The 13,125-nt window shown below is 68.7% G+C and carries 11 protein-coding genes and 2 pseudogenes; 10 read left to right on the top strand and 3 right to left on the bottom strand.

Translation table 11 applies throughout. The features are described from left to right. Nucleotides 1-93: pseudogene (locus tag ABL57_RS21580) on the bottom strand (cadmium transporter); the annotation flags it as partial. After that, nucleotides 90-449, bottom strand: a complete 360-nt coding sequence (locus tag ABL57_RS20970; protein WP_006590980.1) for a helix-turn-helix transcriptional regulator — start codon at nt 447-449, stop codon at nt 90-92. The pseudogene ABL57_RS21580 and the gene ABL57_RS20970, both read right to left, overlap by 4 nt. A gap of 334 nt (nt 450-783) precedes the next feature. Here ABL57_RS20970 and ABL57_RS00185 point away from each other — a divergent pair, with 334 nt between their 5' ends. From ABL57_RS00185 to ABL57_RS00145, 9 genes are all read left to right on the top strand, one after another. Beyond that, nucleotides 784-1,938: an AI-2E family transporter gene (locus ABL57_RS00185; protein WP_047801438.1), complete on the top strand. Its 1,155-nt coding sequence runs from the start codon at nt 784-786 to the stop codon at nt 1,936-1,938. Nucleotides 1,939-2,191: 253 nt separating this feature from the next. Then, a complete protein-coding gene (locus ABL57_RS00180; protein ID WP_047801437.1) occupies nt 2,192-2,830 on the top strand; it encodes a recombinase family protein in 639 nt (212 codons plus the stop codon). Between the two features lie 13 nt (nt 2,831-2,843). After that, a complete protein-coding gene (locus ABL57_RS00175; RefSeq protein WP_047801436.1) occupies nt 2,844-4,301 on the top strand; it encodes a Mu transposase C-terminal domain-containing protein in 1,458 nt (485 codons plus the stop codon). Further along, on the top strand, nt 4,288-5,208 hold the full coding sequence (locus ABL57_RS00170) for an AAA family ATPase (protein WP_082157124.1): 921 nt from the start codon (nt 4,288-4,290) through the stop codon (nt 5,206-5,208). The genes ABL57_RS00175 and ABL57_RS00170 overlap by 14 nt, the downstream gene beginning before the upstream one ends. Nucleotides 5,209-5,436: 228 nt before the next feature. Beyond that, a complete protein-coding gene (gene merA, locus ABL57_RS00165; RefSeq protein WP_047801435.1) occupies nt 5,437-6,882 on the top strand; it encodes a mercury(II) reductase in 1,446 nt (481 codons plus the stop codon). A gap of 113 nt (nt 6,883-6,995) precedes the next feature. Further along, nucleotides 6,996-8,384 carry an FAD-dependent oxidoreductase gene (locus ABL57_RS00160; RefSeq protein ID WP_047801434.1) on the top strand — a complete coding sequence of 463 codons (1,389 nt, stop codon included), beginning with the start codon at nt 6,996-6,998 and terminating at the stop codon, nt 8,382-8,384. A gap of 92 nt (nt 8,385-8,476) precedes the next feature. Then, nucleotides 8,477-8,866, top strand: a complete 390-nt coding sequence (locus ABL57_RS00155; RefSeq protein WP_047801433.1) for a heavy metal-responsive transcriptional regulator — start codon at nt 8,477-8,479, stop codon at nt 8,864-8,866. 217 nt (nt 8,867-9,083) lie between these two features. Further along, the gene (locus ABL57_RS00150) at nt 9,084-9,572 is read left to right on the top strand and encodes a hypothetical protein (protein ID WP_047801432.1); all 489 of its coding nucleotides are present in this window, start codon (nt 9,084-9,086) and stop codon (nt 9,570-9,572) included. A 60-nt stretch (nt 9,573-9,632) separates the two neighbouring features. Next, nucleotides 9,633-9,962, top strand: a complete 330-nt coding sequence (locus ABL57_RS00145) for an Lsr2 family protein (RefSeq protein WP_047801431.1) — start codon at nt 9,633-9,635, stop codon at nt 9,960-9,962. Nucleotides 9,963-11,059: 1,097 nt separating this feature from the next. Here the strand turns inward: ABL57_RS00145 and ABL57_RS00140 are convergent. Continuing rightward, nucleotides 11,060-11,467 carry a hypothetical protein gene (locus tag ABL57_RS00140; protein WP_047801430.1) on the bottom strand — a complete coding sequence of 136 codons (408 nt, stop codon included), beginning with the start codon at nt 11,465-11,467 and terminating at the stop codon, nt 11,060-11,062. 470 nt (nt 11,468-11,937) lie between these two features. Here ABL57_RS00140 and ABL57_RS22110 point away from each other — a divergent pair. Then, nucleotides 11,938-13,125 (top strand): annotated as a pseudogene (locus tag ABL57_RS22110) (hypothetical protein); the annotation flags it as partial.

Below are 13,125 nucleotides of genomic sequence, written 5' to 3'. Positions count from 1 at the left end.
CCCTCGCGCGAAGAAGAGGGAGAGCACGATGATGTCGTCGATGTTGGTCGCTGCGAACAGGCCCATCGCCTGCAAGACCGAGGTGAGGATCATGCGCCCTCCCCAGCTGCGTCGCATCCGGGAAGCGAGCAGGCGGGATCGATGCACGGGGCGTCTTCGTCCACTGCCAGGGTGGCATCGACCAGTGCCGTCAGCGCCTGCGCCAGGTGCGAATCGGCGATCTCATATCGTGTCCGACGACCCTCGGGCTCGGAGACGACGATCCCACAATCGCGCAGGCATGCCAGGTGGTTGGACACGTTCGGGCGTGTCAGGTCCAGATCTCGGGCCAGTTCCGCCGGGTAAGCGGGATGGTCGAGCAGGGTCAAGATGATCCGGGATCGAGTGGGGTCGGCCAGTGCACGACCCAGGCGGTTCATCACGTCGAGACGCGAAGCAATAGTCAGCATGGACTGAACTATACAGCGCGCACTGAACGCTCGGTCACAGGCGTCAGCCCAGATCGCATGCCCGTAAGGGGAACCCTCACCGGACACCACCGCTACTTATCGAGAGGAACGTGTGGCTGTTGGAGGTTAATGGCGGCCTTCTGACGGAAATAAATGGCGGCTTCGGCACTACCGAGCCTCCACGAAACAGTCACGGGACAATGATCGAGGGCCCGTCCCGGCGCCGTCCCGAGAGTCTTCGGATGGCCTCGGTGACTTCCGGTGCTTGGCAATCGCTGTCCTCGGGCGCATCCTGAAGCCAGGTCGTCGAAGGATCTCTGGGAGGCGGATTCCCATGACGAGCCCTCGCCACCGCAGCGTCTCGCACGCCCGTGATCTGTGGGCCGATGCGTTGGGGCGGGCGACCATACGTGCGCTGCAGGGACTGGTGCTGCTGACTGCGACCGTCGTGGTGGTCTACGGGTTGATCCAGCTCAAGTTGGTCGTCATCCCACTGTTGATTGCCTTGATCCTCGCCGCGGCGCTGCACCCTGTTGTGGGGTTCCTGCGCCGGCGGGGCGTGCCCGGGGCGCTGGCCACCTGGATCACCTTCCTGGCCGCGATCGTGGTGCTGGGCGGAGTGGTCACCGGCATCGTCTTCGCCGTGCGCAGCGAATGGGACGAACTGGTGCTCTCCGCGGTGGGTGGGCTGGAACGGTTGCGTCAGTTCATCGTCGCGGGCCCGATCCCGATCGGCCAGAAGGCCCTGGACGAGGCCATCACCGCCGTCGTGGACTTCACGTCCAGCCCCCAGTTCGGCGCCGGGGCGCTGCTGGGCATCTTCGCGGCCACCCAGGTGATCACCGGAGCGGTGCTGGTGGCCGTCATCCTCTACTTCTTCCTCCAGGACGGGGCCAAGATCTGGGCGTTCTTCCTGTGCCGCTTCCACGGTGAGAACCTGGAGAAGCTACTGACCTCGGGTACCACGACCCTGCACGTGCTGGGCGGCTATGTGCGCGGCACCGCCCTGGTGGCCCTGCTTGAGGCGGTAGTCATCGGAGTGACCCTCGTGGTGCTGCGGGTGCCGCTGGCGTTGCCCTTGGCCGTGCTGATCTTCTTGGGCGGATTCATCCCGATCGTCGGAGCGGCTCTGATCGGTGCCGTCGCGGTCCTGGTGGCCCTGGTCGCCAACGGCCCCGTGGTCGCACTGGTCGTCGTGGCGGTGGTGGTGGCCATCAACCAGCTCGACGGAAGGGTGCTCCAACCCATGGTGCTGGGTCGAGCACTGAGCCTGCACCCACTGGTAGTGCTGCTCGCCCTGGCTGGCGGAGCGATTCTCTCCGGCGTCGTGGGCGCTGTGCTGGCCGTGCCGTTGACCGCCGTGGGGTGGGCCTTGATCCAGATCTGGTTCCCGGCATCCAGAGCCCCGGACGCTCTATCCGGAAAAAATGCGCGCCCAGGTGCTGTGCTGACGGATCCACCCGGCCCGGAGGCACCCACCACCACCTGAGCGCCATCAGCTCGGCTACGCACAACATGGCCGCCTCGGCGTCCCCATGAGGAGACAGACATCCACGGGTCCGGATCAAGGTGAGCACTGGTTTGACCGGCCCCCGTTGGCCGTCCCACTTCCTAGGTAGTGGGACGGTCGGCGCCGAGATCCACGTTCGGGGACTATGGATATCGATTTGAGTGCCAGAAGTTAGTCCTAGAACTCAGTGCCATCTAGACCGTACGGAGCCGACTTCCGGTACGCTGGGCGCATGGAATTGGGCTACGCGCGGGTCTCGACGGCCAAACAGGACCTCGACCGGCAGATCGATGCCCTCCGGCAGGTCGGGATCGCGCCCGAGCGGATCTATGTGGACAAGAAGTCCGGGGCCACCACGGAGCGCCCCGGCCTGGCTGCGGCCCTGGCCTACGCCCGGGAGGGTGACGTGATCGTGGTGCACACCCTGGACCGGCTCGGACGCACCGTGCGCGACACCCTCAACCTCATCCATGACCTCGCCGAGCGAGGAGTAGGGGTGCGCAACCTGGCGGATCCGATCAAGGTGGATTCGACCAACCCGAACGATCCGATGGCTCAGCTGGCGGTGGTGCTGCTGGCGTTGTTCGGGCAGATGGAACGCACCTACACCCTCGAGCGCGCCGCCCACGCCCGATCGGTGGCCACGGCCAAGGGCCGGCGGATCGGGCGGCCCTCGGTGGTGGACCCGGACAAGCTGGCCTACGCGGTGCACCTGCGCGAGTCCGGGCACACGATGGCCGAGATCGTGGCCAAGACCGGGATCACCCGCACCAGCCTCTACCGCCACCTCCCGCCCCGACCGCCGGAGCCGGTGACGGCCGGACCGGTCACCGCCGCCGAACCCGAGCCCGACCGCGGTCCGGTGGACTGATCCCCGTGGGGTGATGGTGGTGGTGCAGCTGAGTCCTCAGGAGAAAGCAGCACTGCTGCGCCAACACCTCGACGACGGGGTGCCACTGACCCGGCTCGCCGCCCACGCCCACGTCTCGGTCCGCACCCTGCAGCGCTGGGCCGCCGAGTACCGGACGGACTCCTCGACGGCCGGGCTGCAACGCCAGGCCCGCAGCGACCGCGGCCACCGCAAGCTGCCGGAGGAGCTGATCGCGGTGATCGAGGCCCTGGCGCTGCGCCGGCCGGCACCGACGACCACGTTCATCCACCGCCGGGTGTGCGATCTGGCCCCGGAGCGCGGCTGGGCGCCCCCGAGCTACTCGAGCGTGCGCAGCGTGATCGCCGCCATCGACCCCGGGCTGCGCACCCTGGCCCTGGAAGGAGACACCGCCTACCGGGACCGGTACGAACTGGTGCACCGGCGGTCGGCGGTGAGGCCCAATGAGCAGTGGCAGGCCGACCACACCCTGCTCGATCTCCAGATCCTCGACCACCGGGGCAACCCGGTGCGGCCGTGGCTGAGCGTGATCCTCGACGACTACTCCCGCGCGGTCGCCGGCTATACCGTCTTCACCGGCGCCCCGAATGCGGAGCAGACCGCCCTAGCCCTGCACCAGGCGGTGCGGGCCAAGGCCGACCCGCGGTGGCCGGTGCAGGGTCTGCCCGAGGTGCTCTACAGCGACCACGGGGCCGACTTCACCAGCACCCGGCTCGAGCGGGTCTGCCTGGACACCCACATCCGGCTCATCCACTCCCGCGTCGGGGTCCCGCAGGGGAGGGGGAAGATCGAACGCTTCTACGGCACGATCACCACCGAGGTGCTCCCGCACCTGCCCGGGCACATCCCGCACGGCACCGGCGGCACCCCGACCTCACCACCCGCCCTGAGCCTGGAGGAGCTCGACGCAGTGGTCCAGCGCTACCTGATCGAGGACTACCACGCCCGGGTGCACTCCGAGACCGGACAGGCCCCGGCCGCCCGCTGGATCGGGGCCGGGTGGATCCCGCACACCCCAGCACGGCCGGAAGATCTCGACCTGTTGCTGCTCACCGCTGCGACCACCCGCATCGTCCAGCGCGACGGCATCCGCTTCCACGGCACCCGCTACATCTGTCCAGTGCTGGCCGCCTACGTCTCCGAGACCGTCACCATCCGCTACGACCCCCGCGACGCCGGTGAGGTGCGCGTCTACCACCAGGACACCTACCTGTGCCGGGCGATCGCCCCCGAACTGGCCGCCGAAACCATCACCCTCCAGCAACTGCAGCAGGCCCGGGGCGCCCGGCGCAAGGAGTTGAAGCAGCAGCTGTGCGCCCGGCGCAGCCTCGCCGACGCCCTGCCCGCCGACGACCGCTGGGCACCACCACCGGCCCCGGCGCCGGGCCCGACGGCAGACCCCCCGGCGGAGCCGGCGCCCCGACATCGGTTGCGGACCTATGCCACCGACTGAGCCCGACTCCACCCGCAGCCTGTTGGGCAAGGGCGACGACGGTCGGCGTTTCCTCTCCGGCACGTTCGGGGAGATCAACGGGCTCACTTCACCCCCGCCCCCGGGCGCACCGGCGTTCTTGCCCACCCGGGAGCACCGCCGCTTCACCGAGTTCGCCGACACTGTCCGCACTAACCGCTACATCGGCCTGTGCTGGGGTCCACCCGGGGTCGGCAAGACGCTTTCGGCCCGCCACTACGCCGGGGCCCCGGAATGGGAGCAGTGGCAACGAGACCTGGGCGAGGACCGCGAGCCCGGCCCCATCCCCGAACAAGTCCTCCAGGCCCGCACCGCGCTGTGGACTCCGACCGTCACCGCCAGCCCCCGACAGGTCGACCAAGCACTGCCGCGGGCCTGCCAGCAGATCTCCTACGCCATCGACTACCACCGCCACGGCCGCGTCGACCCGTTCGTGAACCCCGAATCACGGTCCTCCGGGCTCACTGAGCTGCTCATCATCGACGAGGCCGACCGGCTCAAGGCCACCGGACTGGAACAGGTCCGCGACTACTACGACCGTCACACCATCGGGGTGATCCTCATTGGGATGCCCGGTATCGACAAGCGCCTGGGACGCTACCCCCAGCTTTACAGCCGTGTGGGCTTCGCCCACGAATACCGCCAGCTCACCCCCGAAGAGCTCACCGCCGTCCTGAACCGTCGCTGGCACACCGACGGACTCGCCACCGATGACGAGTTCACCCAGGCGGTCGCGATCGCCACCGTCGCCCGGATCACCGGCGGCAACTTCCGTCTCGTCGACCGCCTCCTCACCCAGATCAAACGCATCCTGGACATCAACCAGCTCGAGACCGTCACCCCCGAAGTGGTCGAAGCCGCCCGCGAGTCACTCCTGATCGGTCACTGAGCACACGGGCCGGCCACCAGTTCCTGAGATCCACCGGCCAGGCAATCGCCTCTGGCAGCGACTCCTCGAAAGGGCCCCCGGGTCTGGGGCACATACGGACGTGCACCGGACATTGCCGCGGTGACGTCTTGACCTTCCTCTTCAGGGGAAGGTGCAGGCTGGGCACAGCACAGCACAGCACACAGACGGCCCGTCGGGGCCTTCATCACGGACTTACGGAGGCCGGTCATGCCTGAGACGGGAACGCACGAGGTGGACCTGGCGATCATCGGTTCCGGCGGTGGTGCTTTTGCCGCCGCGATCCGGGCCACCAATCTCGGCAAATCAGTGGTGATGGTAGAGCGTGCCACGGTCGGGGGCACCTGCGTGAACACCGGGTGCGTGCCGTCGAAGGCGTTGCTGGCCGCCGCCGAGGCGCGCCACGTGGCGCTGGACGCCGCAGGACGGTTCCCTGGTCTGAGCACGTCGGCCGCCGGGGTGGACATGTCCGGGTTGATCACCGGTAAGGACGCGCTGGTGGAAGGGATGCGTTCGGACAAGTATCTGGATCTGATCGCCGATTACGGCTGGGAACTGGCCACCGGTGAAGCGGTGTTCACCGGAACGGCCGAGGATCCGGTGCTGGAGGTCACCGGAGCCGACGGTTCCGGCCGCCGGGTGCGGGCGGCCCACTACCTGGTGGCCACCGGCTCCACCCCGATCGTCCCGGAGATCGAGGGCTTGGATCAGGTGGAGTATCTGACGTCGACCACGGCCATGGAACTGGACGAGGTGCCGGAGTCGCTGCTGATCATCGGCGGCGGGTACGTGGGCCTGGAGCAAGCTCAGCTCTTCGCCCGCCTGGGCACGGCGGTGACCATGGTCGTGCGGTCCCGTCTGGCCTCCCATGAGGAACCGGAGGTCTCCTGGACCCTGAGGGGCGTGTTCGCCGAGGAGGGCATCCGGGTGATCCCCCGGGCCACCGTCTCCTCCGTGACGCCCGACCGGGACACCGGGGAGGTGGTGGCCACCGTCACGGGCCCGGGCGGGCAGGACACCCTGCGGGCGGGCCGGCTCATGGTCGCGGTCGGGCGCCGTCCGGTCACCGAGAACCTGGGCCTCGGCTCGGTCGGGGTGGACACCGGGGCCCACGGGGAGATCCTCGTCGACGCCCGGATGGCGACCTCGAATCCGAGGGTGTGGGCGGCCGGGGACGTGACCGGGCACCCCCAGTACGTCTACGTGGCCTCGGCCCACGGGGTCACCGCGGTGGAGAACGCCTTCGACCGCACCGGCCAGCAGATCGACTACACCCACTTGCCGCGGGTCACTTTCACCTCCCCGGCCATCGCGGCGGTGGGGATGACCGACCAGCAGGCCCGGGAAGCCGGCCTCCGGTGTGAATGCCGGGTGCTGCCCCTGGAGTACGTGCCCAGGGCGCTGGTCAACCGTGACACCCGGGGGTTCGTGAAGATCGTCGCCGAGGCCGAGACTGGGCGGATCGTGGGCATCACCGCGGTGGCCAAGGACGCCGGGGAGCTTGCCGCGGCCGGGGTCTACATCTTGTCCGCGGGCATGACGGTGGACCAGGTCGCCACCCTGTGGTGCCCGTACCTGACGATGGCCGAGGGCCTGAAGATCGCCGCCCAGTCCTTCCGCACCGACGTCTCCAAACTCTCCTGCTGCGCCGCCTGAGGAGCGGCCTCGAGCGGGCCGGGCCTCCACCCACGGGTGGAGCCGGGGGCCTTGAACATCGAGCACGGCCGCAGGACTACGCTTCACGAGGCGCTGCACGAAAGGGGAAGCCCATGGCCCAGCGATTGGTCGTCATCGGCGGGGACGCCGCGGGGATGAGCGCGGCCTCCGCCGCCCGCCGCCAGCTGCCCGAGAAAGAGCTGGAGATCGTGGCCTTCGAACGCGGCCACTACACCTCCTATTCGGCCTGCGGGATCCCCTACTTCATCGGCAAGGACGTCGCCGACACCACGGAGCTGATCGCCCGCACCCCGCAACAGTTCCGCGACAACCACGCCATCGACGCCCGCACCGGCCACGAGGTCCTGGAGATCGACCTCCACCGCCGCGCCGTGCTCGTGCGCGACCTGACCGCCGGCCGGGAGGCCTGGGAGGGCTTCGATCAGCTCATGGTCGCCACCGGGGCCACCCCGGCCCGCCCGCCACTGCCCGGGATCGAGGCGGCCGGCATCCACGGCGTGCAGACCCTCGACGACGGTATCGCCCTGCGCACGGTCCTGGAGCGGGAGCGGCCGGGCCGGGCGGTGGTCGTCGGGGCCGGCTACATCGGCCTGGAACTGGCCGAGGCCCTGTGCGCCTGGGGCGTGGACATCACCGTGATCGGACGCCCCCCGGCCCCGCTGCCGGGCCTGGACCCGGACATGGGCGCGCTCATCGCCACCGCGATGGAAGGGTACGGGATGGAGGTGCGGATGGAGGAGACCGTCACCGGCTTCGACACCCACGCCGGGAAGGTCACCGCCGTGGTCACCGACCAGGCCACCATCCCCACCGATCTGGTGATCCTCGGCCTGGGGGTCACCCCGAACACCACCCTGGCCGCCGACGCCGGGATCCCCCTGGGCGAGACGGGGGCGATCGCCGTGGATCGCCGGCTGCGCACCGGGATCGAGGGGGTGTGGGCCGGCGGGGACTGCGTGGAGAAGTTCCACCGCGTCTCCCGACGCCACGTGGCCCTGCCGCTGGGTACCCATGCGAACAAGGAGGGCCGCACCGCCGGGATCAACCTCGGCGGCGGCTACGCCACCTTCCCCGGAGTGCTTGGCACCGCCGTGACCAAGATCTGCGACATCGAAGTCGGACGCACCGGCCTCGGCGAGGTCGAGGCGCAGGCGGCCGGGTTCGACCCCGTCACCGCGGTGGTCGACTCCACCACCCGGGCCGGCTACTACCCCGGGGCCAAACCCATCCGCACCAAACTCATCGCCGAACGCGGCACCGGGCGACTGCTCGGCGCTCAGATCGTCGGGGAAGAAGGCGCGGCCAAGCGCATCGACGTGCTCTCCGTGGCGCTGTGGCACGAGACCCCGGTGGAAGAGCTGCTCAACATCGACCTCTCCTACGCCCCGCCGTTCTCCCCGGTGTGGAACCCGGTGCTCATCGCCGCGCGCAAGACCTGGCAGGCCGTCGAGGCCGACCGCGCCCGCACCGAACCCGGATGACCACCGGCCTCTCCGGGGGCAGGCAGTGCCCTGCCCCTGGAGCCTTCCTCTACCGTGGAAAGCCACACGACAGTCCAGGATCGAGGTGCACCGTGCGGATCGGTGAAGCGGCCGCAGCCGCCGGCATGACCACCAAAGCCCTACGGTTCTACGAACAGCACGGGCTGCTGCCCCCGGTGCACCGCGGCGCCAACGGGTACCGCGACTACCCACCCGAGGCCCTCGCCCGCCTGCAGTTCATCCGCCGCAGCAAGGCCGCCGGACTCACCCTGGCCGAGATCCGGAACATCCTGAAGATCCGCGACGCCGGGCAGGCCCCCTGCGCCCACGTAGCCGCACAGCTCGCCCAGCAACTCACCGACCTCGACCAGCACATCGCTGAGCTCACCGCCCTGCGGGCCTCCGCGGCCGAGCACTACCAGGCCGCCTCCCAAGGCGACCCCACCCAGTGCGATCCCGCCCAAATCTGCAGCTACCTCTGAGCCCACAGCAGCACCACGGCCGCCAAATACCTCTGTCAGAACACCGCCATTTACCGTCGACAGTCACAACTCGCGGGCGCAAATTTCCCGGACGAGACGTCTCGTATCCCTTGCCTTCCAAGACGCATCGTTGCACGAGCACAGTGAGCATGCAGGCATACAATGCAATGAATACGATGCATACCCTGCCCTGGTTTCGCTGACTATAGGAGAAAGCATGCCGTTCGAGGTCTTTGATAAGAGGATGACTCCACTGGCGAAGGCGCCCAGCGTCACGATCCAGAAGCGTGGTGTGATTTCGCTGAACAAGGCCGCCCACGACTTGGTGGACAATGCCGAGACGGTGGAGCTGCTCTACGACCGGGAACGGCAGATCATAGCCCTGCGTGCCGCCGATGACTCCTCCCCGCACGCCTATGCGGTCCGTAACGGTTCCAAGCGCGGCCCCGGCCAAGCCATCGTCTCGGCCACCGCCTTTACACAGCACTACGGCATCGATACCACTGCCACCAGGCGATGGAAGCCCTTTATCGAGGACGGCATGCTCTGCGTGGACCTGACCCAGGAAGGCACGGTCATCACCGGCAACCGCACCAAGTCCACGGCACCGGCCCAAGACGCCAAGACCGCAGACCCGATGGAAGATATCGACACCATCGCTGCCCAGGACGACCCAGCCGGCGAAGACACCACCGACAACTCCTGACCAGCCGCACGCCAGTACAGCGCTGTTTTACGACCCTTCATCCGAAAGGCATCCCCACCCATGGCCCAGAGAGTCGAAGTGCATCTCGAGGACGACCTCGACGGCGGACCCGCCGACACCACCCTCACCTTCGCTATGGACGGCAAGGACTACGAGATCGACCTCTCCCAGGCCAACGCCGAGAAGCTGCGCGAAGCCTTGCGCCCCTTCGTGGCCACCGGCCGCAAAACCACCCGCGGCGGGGGCTCTCGCGGTGCCCGCACCCGCGCCTCCAGCGGCGATCCGGACACCGCCAAGATCCGCGCTTGGGCCAAGGAAAACGGCCACGAAGTCTCCGACCGCGGCCGCATCCACCAGACCATCAAGGACGCCTACTACGCAGCCCACTGAGTGCCTGCCCCGAAAAGCCTTTCTTTGTCTTGTCCGCCGCAGGACATCGCACCCAAATCCAGGTCCAGTCCAGGCACCTTGTGTAGATGTCGCCGCACGTGGGTAAGGGTTTATGCCTTGTCCCAAGTTAGGGGGACGGTGTCGATGCTTCGCTGGAGTGAGCGTTCTGTTCGGGAGCGGGCAGCGGGTTATTTTGCCTAGTCAGAGCAATTTGTCCGTGATGCGAGACGGCCACTGGGTTTCCTGGCACCTGGAGCGTTGGCTTCTGAACGGCTAGGCCATTCGAGCCGGGGGGCTTGAACAGGTTCGGAGGGCGCCTCTGGGGGGAGGCGCCCGTCGCCCAGTCCGACCACGCCTAGCTGTGCGCCGACGGCGCACCGAAGCGCCCCTGCCCTCTTGCGGGCGGGGGCGCTTTCGTCTCCAGCACATCAAGAATCCCGATATGCCGATGTTTTGACAGCCGGGGAGCAGCATGGCCGGTGGGCCGGCTTCTCCTGCACGAGACAAAGGACCTCGCGACTGACTCCCTCTCGGTCTGCAGACCAGGAAAATGAAAAGGCGGGGTCTCGTGAGCGGTCATTGCGGGCAAGAGGGGCCGGGCGCAGCGCCCGGCCCCTCCCCCGAAGGCCATGGTGTGAGCACTGCACCCCCGGGGGCCCAGTGTGGACTGATCGACGAGGCGGACACCATTCCTGCTCAGGTGTTCGGTGGCATTTCCCGGGAAGTCGTCACATCAACAACACCCATGTAAACCCATGCACATAGGGCGTATCGTGAGGCCACCGCCGCAGATGGTTCGCGATCAGTCCCCCACTCAGTCTCTCCGTGTTCGGAGAGCTCCTGGTCCGGGCATTTCCTGCGGCGGTGGTGCCCGCATCCCCCGTGCGGATGACACCGGACGGGCCCTGCCGCATCCCCCGACTGGCAGGGCCCGCCCCCCATCACCACCGAACACAGCTTTCCCACCGCCGACCATGCCTGCAGCTGAGAACATAGACTCTGCTGGCCTCGGGGCGCCCCTGGCCCACGTGACAGGAGACCGACCTCCCCCACTGGGCGCCGAAGTGCCCCCGCTCAGCAGAGCGGGGACACTCCCCTTACGGCTGGGCTGTTCCCTTGCGCAGGTAGGACACGCATTGCCGGCGGATGTCGTTGAGCACCTGCAGGGCTGCCGGCAAGCTCAGTCCCAGCGCGCCGTGTTCGTGGGTGTGGACATAGACGTAGGCGCTTAAGGTCACCGTGCCGTCGTGGGGTCCGTCCCAGTCCTCCACGATCCCGCACAGGGCAGCCGGGTGATGCTGCACCTGCCCCGGGTCGTGGACGTGGAGCAGCTCCGCATCGACGGTGAACTCTCCGTAAAGCACAGCATCGTCGTCGATGACCGTGGTGACCACCCGGCAAAGCCCACCTATGTCCATGTCCCGGCCGGTGAGCACCTGGCCGTCGGCGACGTTGGCGGTGGTGAGCACCGCGTCCCGCGCCTGGGGTGACTGGGGTGCGTCCATGGGAGCCTGTCCTTCCGCTGCACTTCTTCTGTCGATAGCAGTGGGGGGCCAGGGCCACCCTAGTGGCCCGAATTACCCGTAATGGGGCGTGTGACGCTCCACGACCTGCGACAACCGCCGCGATACAGCCGTCCACCAAGGGGCTTTCCGGCGACGGCGCCCTGCCCGGGCTCGCTAACGGGCCATCAGCCCCTATCTCGAAGAATCCCTATTGGCACGTCCCCTGACCAGGGGACGTCCTGCACCTGAGGGCACTCTCCGGAAAGGGCAGGTGGGGCCGTATCTCCTGGTGAAGGCCCGGAACAGCACCCTTTCTCGCGTCTCATGGACGTCATCTGCCCCCTAAGTGACCCACAGCGCCTGGGCTTTCGTACAGTGGTCTACACGAAAGCAAAGTTTGCTTTCGGTACCCCCCGTTCGTGGCGTCCTCTCCCCCAGGTGGGGCTGCCCAGTATCAGATAAGAGCGATCATGAACCTTGGTAAGAAGCTTTTCGCCACCGGTACCGCGACCGCACTGGCCTCTGGTGGTGTGTTCCTCACCGCTGCCCCGGCGTCGGCCGCGGTGGGTGACCCGCAGTGCCTGGCCGCCGATGCTGCGATGCAGGCGGGCCTGGAGCAGGCCGGGATCGAGGCTGAGCTCGTCGATGAGCTCGAGGCCGCCGTCGACGTCGTGGTGGCCGCTCAGGCCGAGCGTGATGCCCGGGCCCAGGCGGCCCTGGACGCCGCGACCGCCCTGGAGGTGGCGGTGGCGGAGCTGGAGGCTGCGGTGGAGGCCGCCGCTGAGGTGGACATCGAGTCCGCTGAGGCGGCCCGGGACGCCGCCCAGGCCGAGCTGGATGAGGCGAACGCGGCCCTGGCGGAGGCTGAGGCCGTGCTGGAGGCCGAGGTGGCCGCCTACAACGAGGTCGTCGCCGCTGCCGAGGCCGATCTGGAGGCCGCTCTGGCCGCGCAGGTCGAGGCCGACGCCGAGCTGGCGGCAGCTGATGAGGCGGTGCTGGAGGCCGAGGCCGATCTGGAGGCCGCGGTTGCCGCGCAGCAGGCCCTGGAGGCCGCCCTGGCCGCTCAGGTCGAGGCCGACGCGGGGCTCGCACCGGCCCAGGACGCCGTGGACGCGGCCCTGGCTGCCCAGGTCGAGGCCGACGCGGCGGTCGGCACCGCCCAGGACGCCCTGGATGCGGCGGCGGCGGTGCAGGCCGAGGCGCAGGCCGCCCTGGAGGTGGAGCTGGGCGAGCTGCAGCTCGCCCTGGACGCTCAGGTGCAGGCCGATGCCGCGGTTGCTGCCGCTGACGTCGCGGTGGATGCGGCACTGGGGGTGCAGGCCGATGCCGAGGCGGCCCTGGCCGATGCCACGGTGGCCTTGACCGCGGCGGTGGCCGATGGGGACGCCGATGCGATCGCCGCTGCCGAGCTGGCCGTGGAGGAGGCCACTGCGGCCGTGGAGGCCGCGGTCGCTGCGGTGGTCACCGCCCAGGCCGATCTGGATGCCGCGGTGGTTGCTGCCGCCGATGCGGCCCTGACCGTGGGGGTCGCCCAGGAGGAGGCCGATGCCGCCCAGGCCGAGGTGGATCTGGCCGCCGGTGTCACCGCCGACGCGCAGGCGCAGCTGGACGCCGCCGTGGCCGCCGCCGCTGAGGCCGCCGCCGCGGTGGAGACCGCC

It is taken from the genome of Kocuria sp. SM24M-10, from assembly GCF_001027955.1.
In the GTDB taxonomy this organism is placed as follows: Bacteria; Actinomycetota; Actinomycetes; order Actinomycetales; family Micrococcaceae; genus Kocuria; species Kocuria oceani.
Note: the sequence above shows the minus strand (reverse complement) of the source record. Positions and strands in the feature narration are given on the sequence as shown.